This is a genomic window from Amycolatopsis umgeniensis, from assembly GCF_014205155.1.
In the GTDB taxonomy this organism is placed as follows: Bacteria; Actinomycetota; Actinomycetes; order Mycobacteriales; family Pseudonocardiaceae; genus Amycolatopsis; species Amycolatopsis umgeniensis.
Window position 1 is genome coordinate 5900270 of the sequence record NZ_JACHMX010000001.1, and the last position, 18155, is coordinate 5918424.

General features: G+C 69.6%; 16 protein-coding genes. 11 read left to right on the top strand and 5 right to left on the bottom strand.

Annotation, left to right across the window (positions count from 1 at the left end; all coding sequences use genetic code 11):
* Window positions 1-35 precede the first annotated feature (35 nt).
* The 3 genes from HDA45_RS27970 to HDA45_RS27980 are packed head-to-tail and all read right to left on the bottom strand — an operon-like array spanning window position 36 to window position 3015.
* Window positions 36-1553, bottom strand: a complete 1518-nt coding sequence (locus tag HDA45_RS27970; RefSeq protein ID WP_184900231.1) for a tripartite tricarboxylate transporter permease — start codon at window positions 1551-1553, stop codon at window positions 36-38.
* Window positions 1553-2050 (bottom strand): tripartite tricarboxylate transporter TctB family protein, encoded by a 498-nt coding sequence (locus HDA45_RS27975; protein WP_184900233.1) that lies wholly within the window; start codon window positions 2048-2050, stop codon window positions 1553-1555. Before HDA45_RS27975 ends, HDA45_RS27970 begins: the two co-directional genes overlap by 1 nt.
* A complete protein-coding gene (locus HDA45_RS27980; protein ID WP_184906111.1) occupies window positions 2047-3015 on the bottom strand; it encodes a Bug family tripartite tricarboxylate transporter substrate binding protein in 969 nt (322 codons plus the stop codon). Before HDA45_RS27980 ends, HDA45_RS27975 begins: the two co-directional genes overlap by 4 nt.
* Before the next feature lie 132 nt (window positions 3016-3147).
* On the opposite strand from HDA45_RS27980, the gene HDA45_RS27985 reads away from it, so the two are divergent.
* Together HDA45_RS27985 and HDA45_RS27990 are read left to right on the top strand one after the other, a co-directional pair.
* Window positions 3148-4680 (top strand): sensor histidine kinase, encoded by a 1533-nt coding sequence (locus tag HDA45_RS27985; RefSeq protein ID WP_184900235.1) that lies wholly within the window; start codon window positions 3148-3150, stop codon window positions 4678-4680.
* Window positions 4677-5339 carry a response regulator gene (locus tag HDA45_RS27990; protein WP_184900237.1) on the top strand — a complete coding sequence of 221 codons (663 nt, stop codon included), beginning with the start codon at window positions 4677-4679 and terminating at the stop codon, window positions 5337-5339. Before HDA45_RS27985 ends, HDA45_RS27990 begins: the two co-directional genes overlap by 4 nt.
* Before the next feature lie 215 nt (window positions 5340-5554).
* Here the strand turns inward: HDA45_RS27990 and HDA45_RS27995 are convergent, their stop codons facing one another.
* Together HDA45_RS27995 and HDA45_RS28000 are read right to left on the bottom strand one after the other, a co-directional pair.
* Window positions 5555-6340 carry an isocitrate lyase/PEP mutase family protein gene (locus HDA45_RS27995; RefSeq protein WP_184900239.1) on the bottom strand — a complete coding sequence of 262 codons (786 nt, stop codon included), beginning with the start codon at window positions 6338-6340 and terminating at the stop codon, window positions 5555-5557.
* Window positions 6341-6344: 4 nt separating this feature from the next.
* A complete protein-coding gene (locus HDA45_RS28000; RefSeq protein WP_184900241.1) occupies window positions 6345-6923 on the bottom strand; it encodes a TetR/AcrR family transcriptional regulator C-terminal domain-containing protein in 579 nt (192 codons plus the stop codon).
* A gap of 257 nt (window positions 6924-7180) precedes the next feature.
* Between HDA45_RS28000 and HDA45_RS28005 the strand changes: the two genes are divergently transcribed.
* From HDA45_RS28005 to HDA45_RS28045, 9 genes are all read left to right on the top strand, one after another.
* Window positions 7181-8383 (top strand): ROK family transcriptional regulator, encoded by a 1203-nt coding sequence (locus tag HDA45_RS28005; protein WP_184900243.1) that lies wholly within the window; start codon window positions 7181-7183, stop codon window positions 8381-8383.
* 237 nt (window positions 8384-8620) lie between these two features.
* On the top strand, window positions 8621-9820 hold the full coding sequence (locus HDA45_RS28010) for an ROK family transcriptional regulator (RefSeq protein WP_343072168.1): 1200 nt from the start codon (window positions 8621-8623) through the stop codon (window positions 9818-9820).
* Window positions 9817-11319, top strand: a complete 1503-nt coding sequence (locus tag HDA45_RS28015; protein ID WP_184900246.1) for a sugar ABC transporter ATP-binding protein — start codon at window positions 9817-9819, stop codon at window positions 11317-11319. The genes HDA45_RS28010 and HDA45_RS28015 overlap by 4 nt, the downstream gene beginning before the upstream one ends.
* Window positions 11316-12332, top strand: coding sequence for an ABC transporter permease subunit (locus tag HDA45_RS28020; protein ID WP_184900248.1), 1017 nt, complete (start codon window positions 11316-11318; stop codon window positions 12330-12332). The genes HDA45_RS28015 and HDA45_RS28020 overlap by 4 nt, the downstream gene beginning before the upstream one ends.
* Window positions 12333-12366: 34 nt before the next feature.
* Window positions 12367-13419 (top strand): substrate-binding domain-containing protein, encoded by a 1053-nt coding sequence (locus HDA45_RS28025; protein ID WP_184900250.1) that lies wholly within the window; start codon window positions 12367-12369, stop codon window positions 13417-13419.
* Between the two features lie 40 nt (window positions 13420-13459).
* On the top strand, window positions 13460-14629 hold the full coding sequence (locus HDA45_RS28030; RefSeq protein WP_184900252.1) for a Gfo/Idh/MocA family protein: 1170 nt from the start codon (window positions 13460-13462) through the stop codon (window positions 14627-14629).
* A 110-nt stretch (window positions 14630-14739) separates the two neighbouring features.
* Window positions 14740-15897, top strand: coding sequence for an inositol-3-phosphate synthase (locus tag HDA45_RS28035; RefSeq protein ID WP_184900254.1), 1158 nt, complete (start codon window positions 14740-14742; stop codon window positions 15895-15897).
* On the top strand, window positions 15894-16742 hold the full coding sequence (locus HDA45_RS28040; RefSeq protein ID WP_184900256.1) for an SCO3242 family prenyltransferase: 849 nt from the start codon (window positions 15894-15896) through the stop codon (window positions 16740-16742). The genes HDA45_RS28035 and HDA45_RS28040 overlap by 4 nt, the downstream gene beginning before the upstream one ends.
* Window positions 16739-18154, top strand: a complete 1416-nt coding sequence (locus HDA45_RS28045; protein ID WP_184900258.1) for an EboA domain-containing protein — start codon at window positions 16739-16741, stop codon at window positions 18152-18154. The genes HDA45_RS28040 and HDA45_RS28045 overlap by 4 nt, the downstream gene beginning before the upstream one ends.
* Window position 18155 lies beyond the last annotated feature (1 nt).

Sequence of the window (18155 nt, forward strand, 5' to 3'; positions counted from 1 at the left end):
AGTCGAGACCGGGCCTTCCTTCCGATTCCCACTGGTCAGGCGTCCACCTTGTCCTTGGGCTCCGCCTCGGTGGCGGTGGGACGGGCAGGCAGGAAGCGCTTGATCAACGGGAAGAACAGGATCACCAGGATGATCACGTAGACCACGATCGAGAACGGGGTGTTGACCAGTCCGCCGAGGTCGCCGTCGCTCAGTTGCAGCGCGCGCCGCATCTGCTGTTCGGCGGCCGGGCCGAGGATGACGCCGATGATCGCCGGCAGCACCGGCAGGCCGTAGCGGCGCATCGCGAACCCGATGAGGCCGATCACGAACATCACCAGCAGGTCGAAGATGTCCGCGTTGACCGCGTACGCGCCGACACTGGCGAAGAACAGGATGCCCGCGTAGAGGTACGGCCGCGGGATCCGCAGCAGCTTCGCCCACAGCGGCGCCAGCGGCAGGTTCAGCACCAGCAGCAGCGTCAGGCCGACGAACAGCGACGCGATCAGGCCCCACACCAGCGAAGACTCCCGCTCGAACAGCAGCGGTCCCGGCTGGATGCCGTACTGCTGGAACGCCGCCAGCATCACGGCCGCGACCGCGGTGGTCGGCAGGCCGAGCGTCAGCATCGAGACCAGCGTTCCGGCGGCCGACGCCGACGCTGTCGCTTCCGGGCCCGCGACACCTTCGATGGCGCCCTTGCCGAACTCGTCCTTGTGCTTCGAGAGCCGCTTTTCCGTGACGTACGAGAGGAACGTCGGGATCTCGGCGCCACCGGCGGGCACCGCGCCGAACGGGAACCCGATGAGCGGACCGCGCAGCCACGGCTTCCACGTCCGCTTGAGGTCGGCGCGCGAGAGCCACGGCCTGCCGACCGGGATCGGTTTGAACGCGTTGCGGCGCAGATGCGCGGCGACCCACAGCGACTCGCCGACCGCGAACAGCGCGACGGCCACGATCACCACGTCGATGCCGTCGGCCAGATGCAGCGAGCCGAAGGTCAGCCGCTGCTGACCGGTCATCTCGTCCAGGCCGACCAGGCCGATGGTGAGCCCGATCAGCAGCGACGCCACGCCGCGGATCCGGGAACTGCCGAGTACCGAGGTGACCGCGATGAACGCCAGCACCATGATCGCGAACAGGTCCGGCGCGCCGATGTCGACGGCGTGCTTGGCGATCACCGGGGCCAGTACGACCAGCGCGATCGTGCCGAGGATGCCGCCGACGAAATGCCCGATCGCGGCCGCCGCAAGCGCTTGCGCCCCACGGCCCTTGCGGGCCATGGGATTGCCGTCGATGGCCGCGACGACCGCCGCGCTCTCGCCGGGGGTGTTCAGCAGGATCGACGTCGTCGAACCGCCGAACATCCCGCCGTAGTAGATGCCGGCGAACATGATGAACGCGCCGGTGGGCTCGAGCCCGTAGGTGACCGGGAGCAGCAGCGCCACCGCCATGGCCGGGCCGATACCCGGCAGCACACCGATCGCGGTGCCCAGCAGGACCCCGATCGCCGCCATCGCGATATGGGTCGGGGTCAACGCGGTGCCGAAGCCGTCGATGAGTTGCTGGAACATCAGAACACCTCCATCAACGGGCCACCGGGGAGCGGGACACCGAGCAGGTTGTTGAAGACCAGGAAGGTCACGACGGACATGCCCGCCGCGATCAGCGGGTCACGCACCAGGTTCCGGCTGCCGAGCGCGTACGCCGCGCCCCAGAACAGGATCGCGCCCGAGATCGGGAACCCGACCAGGCCGATCAGCGCCGCGTTGGCGAGGAAGGCGCCGCACAGCAACAGGACCGTGCGCAGATCCGCGGGTTCGGTGAGGTCGACGTCCTCGCCGCCCTCGGCCTCTCCCTTGCCGCCGCGCAGCACGTCGCGCGCCAACAGGACGGCGACGATCAGCAGCAGCGAGCCGACCAGGATCGGCACCGCCTTCGGGCCCACCGGTCCGCGCTGGGCGAAATCGGTGGGAATGCTCAGCGCGTCGGTGAGCACCAGCACGCCGAGTGTCAGGAGTACCACGCTCACCCCGAGTTCGGAGCGCTCCTTCAACCACGTGGTCGTCATGCCAGACCCAGCTCTTTCAGCACCGTTGCCACTCGCGTGTTCTCCTCTTCGAGAAACGAACCGAACTGCTCCCCGGGCGCGAACGCTCCGGTCCATCCGTTGCGCTGCAAGGCTTCCTGCCACTGCGGCGTCTTCTGCAGCCGCTCGAACAGGCTCACCAGCTTCGCGCGGTCCGACTCGGTGATGCCGGGCGGCGCGACGATCCCGCGCCAGTTGGTGAACTTGACGTCCACACCGGACTCCGACAGCGTCGGCGCGTCGATCCCGGGGATCCGCTTCTCACTGGTCACCGCCAGCACCCGGAGCGTGCCCGCCGCGATCTGGTCGCGGTACTCGCCGACGCCCGAGACGCCGAACGCGACCTTGCCGCCGAGGACCGACGCGAGCAGCTCGCCGCCGCCGTCGAACTGGACGTAGTTGACCGCCTTGGGCGCGAGCCCGACGGCCTTCGCCATCAGCATCGGCGCCAGGTGGTCCGGGCCGCCGGGCGACGAACCGCCGCCGACCTGCACCGCGCCCGGATCGGCCTTCCAGGCCGTGATGAGCTGGTCGATCGTCTGGTACGGCGAGTCCTTGCCGACCACGACGATGTCCGACTCTTCGATCAGTTTCGCCACCGGTGTGGTGTCGAGCAGCGAAGACGGCGACTTGTTCGTGAACACACTGCCGACCACGCCGAGCCCCATCGACATGACGAGTTTGCCGTTGCCGCGCTCGGCCACCGTGCGGCCGAGACCGACCGTGCCGCCGGCGCCGGGGAGGTTGAACACCTCCGCGTTGCCGAGCAGGTCGGCGTCTTCCATCGCCTTGGTCGCCGTGCGGGCCGTGATGTCGTAACCGCCGCCGGGCGCGTTGGGCACGAGTACCCGCATCGACCGGATCTGCGAGCCCTCGTCGGCCTCGCTGCCCGGGGTGAGCAACGGTGGCACCAGCAAAACGGCGACGAGCGCCGCCGCGATGGCCAACCAGCTACTGGGCTTCACTGTGATCCCCGCCTCTCTGCCGCGTGGTTGGACATGTTGCACTCGTGTAAACAGAGATGTCCCGCTTGCGGGCCCAATGGTTGTTGTGGTCGTTTTGGTCACGCGGAGGTGGCGATGGGTGCTCGGGGTTCGTTGGCCCGCCAGCTCCTCGTATGGCAACTGGTAGTCGTCACCTGCCTACTGTGCGCGGTGGGCGTCCTGGCCGTCACCCAGGCGGGGAGCAACTTCCGCACCACCGAGGGACGCCGGGCGCTTTCGGTCGCGGAAACCGTCGCCGCGCAGTACATCGTGGGCGACCTCGAAAACGGTCCGTACGAACTCAACGCGCCCGCCGAGACCGCGCGAAGCTTCTCCGGGGTGGACTTCGTCGTCATCGCCGACGCCGATCGCTACGTGCTCGCGTCGCCGTATCCGGATCAGCTCCGGACGAGGCTGGACATCGGGGAGAGCACCGTCCTTTCCGGACGGTCGTGGGTCGGCGAACTCGGCGGTTCGATCGTGGCGCACGTCCCGGTGCTCGACGCGAAGGGCGGCAAGACGGTTCGCATGGTCGCGGCGGGCTCGAAGTCGCCCGGCTTTTTCGCCGGTGTGCTCGACTCGCCGGACAACGCCCTGCGGGTGCTGGGGGTCGCGCTGGTGATCGGGGTGAGCGGCTCGCTGTTGCTGGCGCGGCGGGTGAAGAACCAGACGCTCGGCCTGGAGCCGCACGAGATCACCGCGCTGGTGGAGAACCGGGAGGCGCTCCTGCACGGGATCAAGGAGGGCGTCGTCGGCCTGGACCCGCAGCACCGGATCACCCTGGTGAACGACCAAGCACGCGAACTGCTGGCGTTGCCCCGGGACGCCGTCGGCCGGTCGGTCGAGGACCTCGACCTCAACGAGCGGATCCGCGATCTGCTCACCGGCCGCGCGACCGGTGCCGACCAGATCGTGCTGCGGAAGGGGAAGGTGCTGACGCTGAACCGGATGCCGATCGACGTGCGGGGCGCCGTGGTCACCCTGCGGGACCGCACCGATCTGATGACCCTGCGGGAAGAACTCGACGCCAGCAGGCACGCCACCGACACGTTGCGGGCGCAGGCGCACGAGTTCAGCAATCGCTTGCACACCATCTCCGGGCTGCTCGAACTCGGGGAATACGACGAGGTCCGCGGTTTCGTCAGCCGGATCAGCTCGGCGCAGGGGGAGTGGCGCGCGGAGGTCGGCTCGCGCGTCGGTGACCCGGCGGTGGCGGCGCTGCTGATCGCGAAGGCGTCGCTGGCCGCGGAACGCGGTGTCGGGCTGCGCATGGCCCCGGACAGCGAACTGGACCGCGTCGAGGACGCGCTCTCCACGGATCTGGTGACGGTGCTGGGAAATCTCGTCGACAACGCGCTGGACGCGTTGGGCGGCGAACGCGGCTGGATCGAGGTCGGCGTCTGGCAGGAGGAGGACGAAGTGCGGGTGGAGGTCCGTGATTCCGGGCCGGGTGTCGCCCCGGAGATCGCGGAAGAGGTGTTCGAGCACGGGTTCACCACGAAGGCCGCGGCGCACGGTCAGCGCGGTCTCGGGCTCGCGCTGATCCGGCAGGCGTGCGTCCGGCGGGGCGGTTCGGTCGAGGTGCACAACTCCGGCGGCGCCGTGTTCACCGCGAGGTTGCCGCGATGATCCGGGTCCTCGTCGTCGACGACGATTTCATGGTCGCGAAGGTCCACAGTGGATACGTCGCGCGCACGGACGGGTTCGCCGTGGTCGGCGTCGCGCACACCGGCGCCGACGCGATCCGGCTGGCGCGGGAACTGAAACCGGATCTGGTGCTGCTGGACGTCTACCTTCCCGATCTCGACGGGCTTTCGGTGCTGCGGGAACTCCGGGCCACCGAAGACGTCGACGTCATCGTGATCACCGCGGCGACCGACGTGGAAACCGTGCGGCAGGCGATGCGGGGCGGGGTGCTGCACTACCTGATCAAGCCGTTCGAGTACGCGTCCCTGCGTGATCAGCTCACCCATTTCGCCACGCTGCACCGGCGGCTGGACCGGCTCGCCGAGGCCGGACAGGCCGACGTCGACCAGGTCTTCGGCGCGCGGCCGAGCGCGAAACCCGTGCTGCCCAAGGGACTCACCGCCGAAACCGCGCGGCTGGTGGAGACCGCGCTGCGGGGCGCGTCCGGCGGGATGTCCGCGAGCGAATGCGCCGAGGCGACCGGCGTCGCGCGGGTGAGCGCGCGCCGGTACCTCGAGCATTTCGTGGCGACGGGGAAGGCCGAGGTGACCCTCAAGTACGGCGGGACGGGACGGCCCGAGCGCCGCTACCTCTGGTCCTGAGCCCCCGCGTTTCGTCCTCTAAATGCGGCGGAACACCGCACTCGCGTGATCAGAAGGCGAACTCGCGTGATCAGAGCCGGAACTCGCGTGATCAGGCGCCGCACACCGAGTGCGGCATCCAGTCACGTGAGTTCCGGCTCTGATCACGCGATTCACGTGCCTGATCACGCGAGTCACGCCTTGCCGCTGGGGGCGACCGCCCCGCGTTTCGTCCTCTAAATGCGGGGGGTGAGGAGCGCGTTCAGGGTTCCGTAGTCCACGGCTTCTTCGAGGCGCGAGTAGGTGCCTGCCGAGAAGAGCTCCCTGGCGCTTTCGCGTGCGACGGCGTACGCGGCCTGGCTGATCCCGGAACCGACGCTCACGCGCGCGACCCCGAGCGCGGCCAGTTCCTTGACGCTCGGCGCGCCGGGGTGGGCCATCACGTTCACCGGCGCGTCGATGCCCTCGACGAGCGCGGTGATCACGGCGGGATCGGTGGCGCCGGGAACGAAGATCCCGTCCGCGCCCGCCGCGAGGTAGGCGGCGGCGCGCTCCAGCGTCTCCGGCACTCCGCCGAGCCCCCGGAGGAAGGTGTCGATCCGGGCGTTGACGAACACCGCGTCGCTCGCCGCGCGGGCCGCCGCGATCCGCGGGGCCACCTCTTCGGGCGGACGCGGACCGTCCTCGATGTTGATCCCGACGGCGCCCGCGGCCACCATGGCCGCGACGGTTTCACCGACGCCCGCGGGGGTGTCCGCGTAGCCGCCCTCGATGTCCGCGGTCACCGGAACCGTTGTCACGCGGGCGATCCGGGTGATCAGGTCCACCGCGAGGTCGCGGCCGAGCAGGTCGCCGTCGGGAGCGCCGAGGCTCCACGCCACCCCGGCGCTGGTCGTCGCGATCGCCGCGGCGCCCGCGTCCTCGACGATCCGGGCGCTCGCGACGTCCCAAGCGTTGGCCAGCACCAAGGGGTTCGACGGGACGTGGAGGGAACGGAACCGCCGGGCGTTTTCGGTCGTCATGGGATCAGTCCAGCAGTTTCGCGACATCCCGGTCTGGCGGATTTGCGACATCGACGTCGGCACGGAGCCCGGCGATCAGGCGCGAGAGGCCGTACTCGAAGGAGGCGGCCGGATCCTCGGCGTGGTCGCCCTCGGCGTGATGTTGTTCGTCGATCGCGCAGCCGAGGGTGTACCGGCAGATCGAGAGGATCGCGTGTGTCGCGTCTTCTTCGGTGAAACCGGCTTCCAGCAACGGTTTGATCAGGGGTGTCATCGCCGACTTCCCGGTCGGACGGGAGCCGGCGTGCAGGCGCGCGCCGTCCCGGTACGACAGCAGCGTGCGGTGGATCGTGCGGGCGCGCCGGGCCAGCCACTCGGGCCACTCGTCCATCGCCGCGGGGTCGTCCAGCGGGGCGAGGTTGTCTTCCAGCATGGTTTCGGCCATCTGATCGAGCAACGCCTGCTTGCTCTTGAAATGCGTGTAGAGCGCGGGACCCCGCACGCCGAGCTTTTCCCCGAGCTTGCGCAGGCTCAAACCGTCGAGCCCGACCTCGTCGAGGAGTTCGAGCGCGGCTCGAACGTAGCCATCCCGTCTCACGACCATGAGCACACCTTCGCCGGTCCGTGTCGACCTTGACAACCCGAGTCGATCTTATCATCGTTAAGTTCTTAACAGTGATAAGAACGGCAGGTAGGATGATCGGGCGTCCCGGTCGGCGAGCGTTTCGAACAGTCCACAATGGACTGTAAGGTGCCGGTGGGTTTGTTCCCGTCCGGGGCTTCTCGAAGGTTCCGAATCCCGTGCGGGTCAACACCGTGGCATTCGGGACACCCCGGGGAGAACGCCGTAGGCTCGGCTGAATGAGCACGGCATCCACCACGGAGCATCCGATGGTCGAAACCCGGCACCAGACCCAGTTGCTCACCCTGCTGCGGGACGAGGGCCCGATGTCCCGGGTCGAACTGGGAGAGCGGCTGGAGCTGCCGCGTGCCCGCGTGGGTGCCGAGGTCGCGCGCCTTGCCGAGGTCGGCCTCGTCGAAACCGCGGGACCGTCGGCGAGCCGGGGCGGCAGGCGGTCGACGCTGGTGCGGCTGGCGGGAGACCTGCGCGTGCTCTCCGTCGACGTCGGCGCGACGTCGGTCGGGGTCGCCCTCACCGATGCTTCGTGCGAGGTGCTGGTGCACACCGTCGAGGACTGCGACGTCCGGCAGGGGCCGCACGCCGTGCTCAAACGCGTGAGCGCGCTCGCGGAAAAGATCCGCGAAGAGGCGCCGGGCAAGCTGATCGCCGCCGGGATCGGCCTGCCGGGGCCGGTGAGCTTCGCCGAGGGCATGGCGGTCGCGCCGCCGATAATGCCCGGCTGGGACCGGTTCTCCGTACGCGACCATCTCGGCGGCCTGCTGGGCTGCCCGGTCACCGTCGACAACGACGTGAACTCGATGGCGCTCGGGGAACGGCACGCCGGGGTCGCCCGCTCGATCGACGATCTGGTGTTCGTCAAGATCGGTACCGGTATCGGCTGCGGGATCGTGCTGGGCGGCAAGGTGTACCGCGGCGTCGCGGGCACCGCGGGCGACATCGGGCACATCCGCCTCGACGACTACGGGCCGACCTGCGCCTGTGGTGAGACGGGCTGCCTCGAGGCGTACTTCGGCGGCGCCGCGCTGGCCCGCGACGGTCTGACCCTGGCGCGCAGCGGCCGGTCGGCGTATCTCGCCGACGTCGTCGCGGACCGCGGCGCGATCACCGCCCAGGACGTCGGCCGCGCGGCGGCGTCGGGCGACTTCGGCGCGGTCAACCTGATCCGCGACGGCGGCCGCCGTCTCGGCCAGGTGGTCGCCTCACTGGTGAGTTTCGTGAACCCGGGCATGGTCGTGATCGGCGGCGGTGTGGCGCAGCTCGGACATCAGCTGCTCGCCGAGATCCGCAGCTCGGTGTACCGGCGGTCGCTGCCGCTCGCGACCGGGAATCTGCCGATCGTGCTGTCCGAATTGGGGGACACCGCAGGGGTCATCGGGGCCGCCTGGTCGGCCACGGACAGGGCGTTCACGCTGAGCAGCTGACGCCCCCAGGGCACGTTGAGCATCCACTCGATTTCGATTAGTAACGTCAAGATCGTACAGACTTTCGCTCGCTAAGTACAAAAGTCTGTACCGATCTGGACGGCTATTCGGGTGACGGCGGGCATTTCTGTCCTGTTGTCACCTTGACGAGTGACACGCACCACCCTACTTTCGCTGGCTAAGTAACAAAGTTTGTTACGGCCGAGTCGTAAGTGAGGCGTCGTCAAATTGGGCAGTGTGGCCGCGACTGATCCACGCACGGCGAACCTCGCCGCGCTCCTGCGGGCGTTGCGCGCGGGGCCGCTCTCGCGCACCCAGCTCGCGGCGCGCTGCGGGATCACCAAAGCGGCCGTCTCCGGGCTGATCACCGAGCTGTCCGAACGTGGTCTCGTCCGCTCCGCCGGACTCCAAGCGGGCGGCAACGGCAGGCCCAGCCAGCTGGTCGAGCTGAACGGCGCCAGCGCGTACGGGCTCGCGCTCAGCGTCGAAGCCGATCGGTTCGCCGCCGTCGTCACGAACCTCGACGGCCGTGTCGTCGCCGAGCGAGCGGAGACCGCCGACGTCGCCGCGCTCGGCCTCCACCGGAGCATGGACGAGCTCGCCTTCCTCGCCGGGCAGGTGCTGCGCGACGATCTGCCGGTCGGCGTCACGGTGTCCGTCCCGGGCCTCGTCGACTCGGCCGCCGCGGTACTGCGGTTCGCGCCGACCCTGCGCTGGCGCGACGCCGAGATCGCCGATCTGCTCGCCGCCCGGCTCGGGCTGCCGGTCGACGCCATCGCGGTCGACAACGAGGCCAACCTCGGCGCGGTCGGCGAGGCCGTCGCCGGTGTCGGCCGCGACGTTCGGGAGCTCTTCTACCTCAGCGGCGGCATGGGCGTCGGCGGCGGACTCGTGTCCGGCGGCGCGATCCTGCGCGGTGCCAGGGGTTTCGCGGGCGAGGTCGGGCACATCACCGTCGACCCGTCCGGCGAGCAGTGCCAGTGCGGCCGGGTCGGCTGCCTGGAGACCAAGGCCGGGCTCAACGCCGTCCTGCGCGGCGCCGCCTCACCCGGCGACCCGCTGCACGACCCCGCGCTCGGCGTCGACGGCCGGGTCGGGCTCCTCAAGCACCGCGTGCAGCGCGGTGACCAGCGCGCCGTCGCGGCGGTCTCGGAACTCGGGGTCGCGCTCGGCGTCGCGGTGTCCACCGTGGTCGACGTGCTCGACCCGGACGTCGTGGTGCTCGGCGGTTACTTCGCCGAACTGGGCGAGTGGCTGGTCGAACCGGTGCGCCGCGAACTGTCCGCGCGTCCGCTCGGGCACGAGCCCGCCTGCCGCGTCGAGCCGTCGCCGCTGGGCACCACCGCCCCGCTGCGCGGCGCCGCGCATCTCGCCACCGAACGGCTTTTCGCCGATCCGACGCTTGTCCCGTTCGTCACCCAGGAGGCACCGGCATGACCCTGCTTTCGGTCCGGGGGATCGTGAAGACCTTTCCGGGGGTGCGCGCGCTCGACGGTGTCGACTTCGACGTCGAACCCGGCGAGGTGCACTGTCTCCTCGGCCAGAACGGCGCGGGCAAGTCCACGCTGATCAAGACCCTCGCCGGGGCGCACCGTCCCGACGGCGGCGAGATCTTCTGGCAGGGCGAGCCCGTCACCCTGCCCTCGCCGGTCGCCGCCCTGAAGATCGGGATCGCGACCATGTACCAGGAACTCGACCTGGTACCGGGACTTTCCGTCGCCGACAACATCTTCCTCGGCCGCGAGCGCGCGTCGTTCGGCTTCACGCGGATCAGCGAATCCCGGAAGAAGGCCGCCGAGCTGATGACCCGGCTCGGGCATCCGGAGATCACGCCGTCGACCGAGGTCGGCAAACTCTCCGCCGCCGGCCAGCAGCTGGTCTCGATGGCGCGGGCACTCGCGTACGACGCGAAGCTGCTGGTGATGGACGAGCCCACCGCGGCGCTGGCGGGGGAAGAGGTCGACAACCTGTTCCGCATCGTCGGCGAACTGACCGCCGAGGGTGTCGCGATCATCTACATCTCCCACCGCCTCGAAGAACTGCGCCGGATCGGCCACCGCGTCACCGTGCTCAAGGACGGCAAGACCGTTTCCACCGGCCTCGACGCCAAGGAGACGCCGACCTCGGATCTCGTCGCGCTGATGGCGGGCCGCAAGGTCGAGACCGTGTTCGGCCCGCGCCACCAGGAGCATGTGGACTCCGACACCGAGGTTCTCAAGGTGGAGAACCTGACCACCGTCGGCGAGTTCGAGAACGTGAGTTTCACCGTGCACGCGGGCGAAGTCGTCGGTATCGCGGGCCTCGTCGGCTCCGGCCGGAGCGAGCTGCTGGAGACGATCTTCGGCGCGCGCAAGCAGGACACCGGTTCGGTGTCGGTCGACGGAGCGCCGGTCCGGCCGGGCAGTGTGTCCGCCGCGGTCAAGGCCGGGATCGGCCTGGCGCCCGAGGAACGCAAGAGCCAAGGGCTGCTGCTGGACCTGCCCGTCGTGCACAACGTGACCCTGGCGAGCCTGAGCAAATACGCGACGTTCGGTTTCACCGAGCGGGGCAAGGAACTCGACGACGCAGGGGAAAGCCTGCGGCGTCTCGATCTCCGGCCCGCGGACCCGAACCGGATCATCCGCACGCTCTCGGGCGGCAACCAGCAGAAGGCGGTGCTCGCGCGCTGGCTGGTCCGCGGCTGCCGGGTCCTGCTGCTGGACGAGCCGACGCGCGGGGTCGACGTCGGCGCGCGGGCCGAGCTCTACCGGCTGATCGAAGAGCTGGCCGCGACCGGCGTCGCGATCGTGCTGGTCAGCAGCGAGATCCCCGAAGTACTCGGACTGTCCGACCGGGTGCTGGTGCTGCGTGAAGGACGTGTCCTGGCTGAAAAGCCGTCTGCGGAGCTGACAGAGGCGGATGTGCTCGACGTGATTCTCGAGGGGAGTGCGGCGTGACCGACCAAGCCGAATCGGTGCGTACGGGTAGCGCCGTGGAACCCCTGCCACCCAAAGAAAAGCGATCCAACTTCGCACTCGACACCCGGCTGATCGGGCTGCTCGGCGTGCTGGTGATCCTGTGCGTCGTCGGGACGGTGACCCGGCCGGACCAGTTCCTCACCGAGGGGAACATCTCGACCATCCTCCGGCTGGCCGCGGCCATCGGCGTGGTCAGCGTCGGGATGACGTTCGTGATCATCGCCGGCGGCATCGACCTCTCGGTCGGGTCGATCCTGGCGCTGTCCAGTGTCTGGCTGACCACTTTGGCCACCCAGGCCTACGGTCCGGTCGTGATGGTCCTTTGTGGACTCCTGGTCGGTCTCGGCTGCGGCCTGGTCAACGGGATCCTGATCTCCTACGGGAAAGTCGTGCCGTTCATCGCGACCTTGGCGATGCTGGTCGCCGCCCGCGGCCTCGCGGAACGCATCAGCGGCCGCCGCACGCAGGTGGTCTCGAACGCGGGTTTCCTCGACTTCTTCCGCGGCGACCTGCTCGGCATCCCGGTGCTGATCTGGATGTTCGCGCTGGTGTTCGCCGTCGGCTGGGTGGTGCTGAACCGCACCACGTTCGGCCGCCGCACCTTCGCCGTCGGCGGCAACCCCGAGGCGTCGCGGCTGGCGGGCATCAACGTCAAACGCCACACCGCACTCGTCTACGGCGTCGCCGGCCTGTGCTGCGGTATCGCCGCGCTGATGGTCGTCGCCCGCACCACCGCGGGCGCCTCGACCAACGGCCTGCTGTACGAACTCGACGCCATCGCGGCGGTCGTCATCGGCGGCACGCTGCTCACCGGAGGCCGCGGCTCGCTCATCGGCACCCTGATCGGCGTGCTGATCTTCACCGTGCTGTCCAACATCTTCACGCTCAACAACCTGGACACCGACATCCAGAACATCGCCAAAGGCGTGATCATCGTGCTGGCCGCGCTGCTCCAGTTCCGCTCCGTCAAGAAAACCAAGACGAGTACTTAGTGGTCACCCCCGTCACCGTGGATGGAGAGTCCTCATGACCGAACAATCCCTGCACCGCCGCCGCTTCCTGCTGGGAGGCGCGGCCGTCGGAGCGGGTGCGCTGCTGACCGCGTGCACCTCGAACGAGGCACCGGCACAGGACAACGCCGCCAATGTCGCCAACGCTGGGGCCAACTCGCAGCCCGGAACCCCGGTCACCATCGGGTTCTCGGCCCCGGCCGCGGACCACGGCTGGATGGCGGCCATCACCAAGAACGCCCGCGCGCAGGCGCAGAAGTTCAGTGAGGTCACGCTCAACGCGACCGAGGGCACCAACGACGTCAACCAGCAGATCTCCCAGGTGGAGACGCTGATCAACGCCAAGGTCAACGTCCTGGTGATCCTGCCGTTCGACGGCAAGGCGCTCACCGCCGTCGGCCAGCAGGCGATGGACGCCGGTATCCAGGTGATCAACCTCGACCGCGTCTTCGACACCCCGCTCGCGTACCGCACCTGGATCGGTGGCGACAACTACCGGATGGGCGTCAACGCCGGAAACTACATCGCCCAGCAGATGAAGGCCAAGAACATCGCGAGCCCCGTGATCGGCGAGGTCGCCGGGATCGACTCGCTGCCGCTGACCCAGGAACGCAGCAAGGGCTTCAAGGACGCCTTGGCACGGCAGGGTTTCGCGGTCGGCCCGCGGGTCGCCGCGGAGTTCACGCCGGAGTCGGGCGAGAAGCAGACGTCGAACCTGCTGCAGTCCGCGCCCAAACTGGACGCGCTGTGGAACCACGACGACGACCAGGGTGTCGGGGTCATCGCCGCGATCAACAACGCCAACCGCAAGAACTTCCTGATGGTCGGCGGCGCCGGTTCGAAGAACGCGATGAACCTGATCAAGTCCGACGCCGAGCCGCTGAAGGCGACGGTGCTCTACAGCCCGTCGATGGCGTCTTCGGCGATCTCGCTCGCGCGGCTCCTCGGGCAGGGCAAGGGCGCCGGTGACTTCGCCGAGCACGAGATCCCCGCCGAGATCACCACGTACTCCGCGGTGGTCACCAAGGAGAACGTCGACAAGTACATGGACGTCGGCTTCGACTCGTAAGACCTGCGTACCCGACACACGCACGCGATCTAGGAGGGGCATGAGCACGGCAAGGGAAACGATCGGGATCGGCATGGTGGGCCACGCGTTCATGGGTGCGGTGCATTCGCACGCGTGGCGCAGCGTGCACCGGTTCTTCACACCACCGCTGATCCCGAGACTCGCCGTGCTCGGCGGCCGTGACGAGGGGCGGGCGAAGGCCGCGGCGGAACGGTTCGGCTGGGAAGACGTCGAGACGGACTGGCGCGCGCTGATCGCCCGCGACGACGTCGACCTGGTCGACATCTGCACGCCGGGCGACAGCCACGCCGAGATCGCGATCGCCGCGCTCGAAGCCGGGAAACACGTGCTGTGCGAGAAACCGCTGGCCAACACCCTCGCCGAGGCCGAAGCGATGGCCGAGGCGGCGGCGAAGGCCCGCGCGAACGGCGTCCGGTCCATGGTGGCGTTCAACTACCGCCGGGTGCCCGCGCTCGCGCACGCCAGGAAACTGGTCGCGAGCGGGGCACTCGGCGAGATCCGCCACGTGCGGTCGGTGTACCTGCAGGACTGGCTGTCCGACCCGGCGTCGCCGATGACCTGGCGGCTGCACAAGGACAAGGCGGGCTCGGGCGCGCTGGGCGACCTCGGCGCGCACATCGTCGACGCCGCCCAGTTCGTCACCGGCGACACGATCACCGGGGTTTCCGCGCTCACCAACACCTTCGTCAAGGAACGGCCGGACGGCGACGGCGGCACCGGACAGGTCACGGTCGACGACACCGCCCTGTTCCTCGGCCGGTTCGCCGGCGGCGCGGTGGCGAGTTTCGAGGCGACCCGGTTCGCGCTGGGCCGCAAGAACGCGATGCGGCTGGAGATCAACGGGTCGAAGGCGAGCCTCGCGTTCGACTTCGAATCGATGAACGAACTGTCCTTCTTCGACGGCGGACAGCCCGCCACCGAGGCCGGGTTCCGCCGGATCCTGGTCACCGAACCCGAGCACCCGTATGTCGGGGTGTGGTGGCCGCCGGGGCATCTCCTCGGCTACGAGCACACCTTCACCAACGAGGTCGCCGACCTGCTCACCGCGATCGGCGACGGCACGGATCCCGAACCGTCTTTCGAGGACGGGTTGAGGGTTCAGCAGGTCTTGGACGCTGTCGAGCGCAGCGCGTCCGAAGAGTCCCGATGGACCGCTGTGCCCGGCGTCACTGCGAAGGGGAGTAACTGAGTAGTAGATCCAGCCGAAAGTCGCATGGACGTACATCACTGCGACTTGGTTCGATCCGAAACGTCCGACCATCCGATGGTGAACGGTTTCGGGTTTGGAAAGGTGGAGAAATGCCTGCTCACGAGCGCACTGGCATCTGGTTGATCGGCGCGAGGGGGTCTGTGGCCACGACCGCGGCGGTGGGGCTGCTCGCCCTGCGCGCGGGCGTGGCCGGTCGAGGAGGCTGTGTCACCGAGCTGCCCGCGTTCGCCGGTGTTCCGTTGCCGGGCTGGGATGATCTGGTCCTCGGCGGGCACGACATCGTGCACACCCCGCTGGAGAAGCGCGCGGAACAGCTGGCGCACGCCGGCGTGTTCGGGCACTCGGTGTTCTCGGCGGTCCGGTCCGGGCTGGCCGAAGTGGACGCCGAGATCCGCGACGGCTACCACCCGGCGACGCATACGGGTGCCCAGTCCGACGCGGCCGCCCGGCTCACCGCGGACATCCGAGCTTTCGCCGACCGGCACGACCTCGCGCGGGTCGTGGTGGTCAACGTGTCCTCCACCGAGGCCCCGTGTCCCCACCTGCCCGAACACGACGACCTCGACGCGCTCGAGAAGGCGCTGGAAGATCCGGCGCGGGCGGTGCTCCCGGCCAGTTCGCTGACCGCCTACGCGGCGCTGAAGGCGGGGAGCCCGTACGTCGAGTTCACGCCGTCGGCCGGGATCACCCTGCCCGCGCTGCGGGAGCTCGCCGAGCGGGAAGGCCTGCCGTACGCGGGTTCGGACGGCAAGACCGGTGAGACCCTGCTCCGCACCGTCCTCGCGCCGATGTTCAGCGCGCGGGCGCTGAAGGTCCGCTCCTGGGCGGGCACCAACCTGCTCGGCGGCGGCGACGGCGAGACCCTCGCCGATCCGGTGACCGCGAACAGCAAGCTGGAATCGAAGGCACGCGGGCTCGCCGCGCTGCTCGGCGACGACGTCACCGCGCCGCTGCACATCGACAACGTGCCCGACCTCGGCGAGGTCAAGACCGCGTGGGACCACGTGTCGTTCGAGGGTTTCCTCGGCGCGCGGATGAGCTTGCAGTTCACCTGGACCGGCTACGACTCCGCGCTCGCGGCGCCGCTGATCCTCGACCTCGCCCGCCTGGTCACCACCGCGCACGCCGCGGGCCAGAGCGGCGCGCTGACCGAACTCGGCTTCTTCTTCAAGGACCCGCTGGGCAGCGACGAGCACCGCTTCGCCGAGCAGTCCGCGCGCCTGATCACCTGGGCGGCCGCACTGTGAAGGCTTATGTGGAACTCGTGCGGGCACCCGCCGCGCTGACGGTGCTCGGCGACACGGTCGCCGGGTCCGCCGCGGCGGGACTCGAGATGACCGGGCGACGGCTGCTGCTGCCGCTGTCCTCAGTCGCCTTCTACTGGGCGGGGATGGCCCTCAACGACTGGGCGGACCGGGAGCTCGACGCCGTGGAGCGTCCCGAGCGGCCGATCCCGTCCGGGCGGGTGAGCGCCGGCGCGGCGCTCACCACCGGTGCCGCGCTGACCGCGGCCGGGCTCGGCCTGGCCGCGCTCGGCGGCGGCCGCCGGGCGATGAAGGTCGCGGTCCCGCTCGCGGCCGCGGTGTGGGCCTACGACACCGTGCTCAAGCCGACCCCGGCCGGACCGGTGGCGATGGCGGCCTGCCGCACGCTCGACGTCCTGCTGGGCGCGGGCACTGAAACTCGCCGTGCTCTCACCGCCGCGGCGGCCGTGGGCGTCCACACGCTCGGTGTCACCGCGTTGTCCACCGGGGAAGTCCACGGTGGGAACCCGGCGACGGCTCGTGCCGCGCTCGCCACGAGCTGTGCGGCGACAACGTTGGCATTGACCGGTCCGGCCCGGGGCGGCTGGCATCGCGCGGCCTCGCTGGCGGCCGGTTCGGGCTACGCGGGACTGGTCGGGAGGGCGCAGGCGGACGCCGTCCGCGATCCCTCGGCGAAGTCCGTGCGCTCGGCGACCAAATCCGGCATCCACGGCATGGTCCCGCTGCAGGCGGCGGTCACGGCCAAGGGCTCGGTACTCGGGGCCGCGCTGGTCGCGGCTGCGCTGCCGATCGCCCGCAAGCTGTCGCGGAAGGTGAGCCCCACATGAGTTTTCAACTGGGATACGGCACCAACGGGTTCTCCAACCACCGCCTCGACGACGCTCTCGCGGTGATAGCCGACCTCGGGTACACCGGGGTCGCGCTGACGCTGGACCACGACCACCTCGACCCGTTTGCCGACGATCTGGCGCGGCAGGTCGACCACGTGGCGTCCCGGCTTTCGGCGCTCGGCCTGAACCGGGTCGTCATCGAGACGGGTGCGCGCTACCTGCTCGACCCGTGGCGCAAGCACTCGCCGACGCTGTTGTCGGACGACCCCGCGCTCCGGATCGACTTCCTGGCGAAGGCGCTGCAGATCGCCGGAGATCTCGGTGCGGATTGTGTCTCGTTCTGGTCGGGTGTGTCCACTGTGGACAAGGGAGTGGCCTGGTCCCGGTTGCGCGACGGTGTCGCGGCGGTCCTGGAGCACGCGGCGCGGCTGAACGTCCGGCTGGCGATGGAGCCCGAGCCCGGGCACCTCGTGCAGCATCTGGGCCAGGTCCTGGACCTGCGGAAGGAGCTCGGCGAGCCGGAACTGTTCGGTGTCACGCTCGATGTCGGGCACTGTGTCGCCGTCGAGCCGATGAACGCGGCCGAATGCGTTCGCCTCGCCGGCCCGCTGCTGTGGAACGTGCAGCTGGACGACATGCTGCCGGAGGTTCACGAGCATCTGGAGTTCGGTGACGGGCAGCTGGATCTGCCCGCGACCTTGGCCGCGCTGAGCGAGATCGGCTACACCGGGCTGGCCGCGGTCGAACTGCCGCGGCACAGTCACGCCGCGCCGGACACCGCGCGACGCGCTTTCGCGGCGTTGACCACGGCCCTGCCGCGAACGTGGCTGGACAAGGCGGAAGACCGGATCCGGGAGAAGCCGTCGGTCATCGGTTCGCTCTTCCCGGCCGTCGGCCGTGAGGTCGGACGGGCGGCGCTTCGGCCCGAAACCGATCCGCGCGGTCTGGTCCACGGCACCGTCGACGACGCGGCCCGCTCGCGGCTGATCGGGGTGCTGGCGGGTCAGCTGTCCCCGGCCGACTTGGCCGCGGAACTGCGCGATCTCTATCGCTACGGCGACGACGCCGAGCGGCGCGGCGTGCTCCGCGCGCTGAACGGGCTGGAGTCCCCGGGAGCCGAGGTCACCGATGCCGGGATCAAGCTGGTCGAAGACGCCCTACGCGCCAACGACATCCGCCTGGTCGCCGCCGCCATGGGTGCCTTCGCCCGGTTCCTGGACGACCACGCCTGGCGGCACGGTGTCCTCAAATGCGTTTTCGTCGGTGTCCCACTCGCCGCCGTCGCGGAACTCGAAACCCGCGCGGACGACGAGCTGAGGCGCATGCTCGCCGATTTCGCCGACGAACGCAGGGCGGCCGGACGTGACGTTCCCGCCGACGCCCTCTCATTGCTCAAGGAAGGCCGCTGAC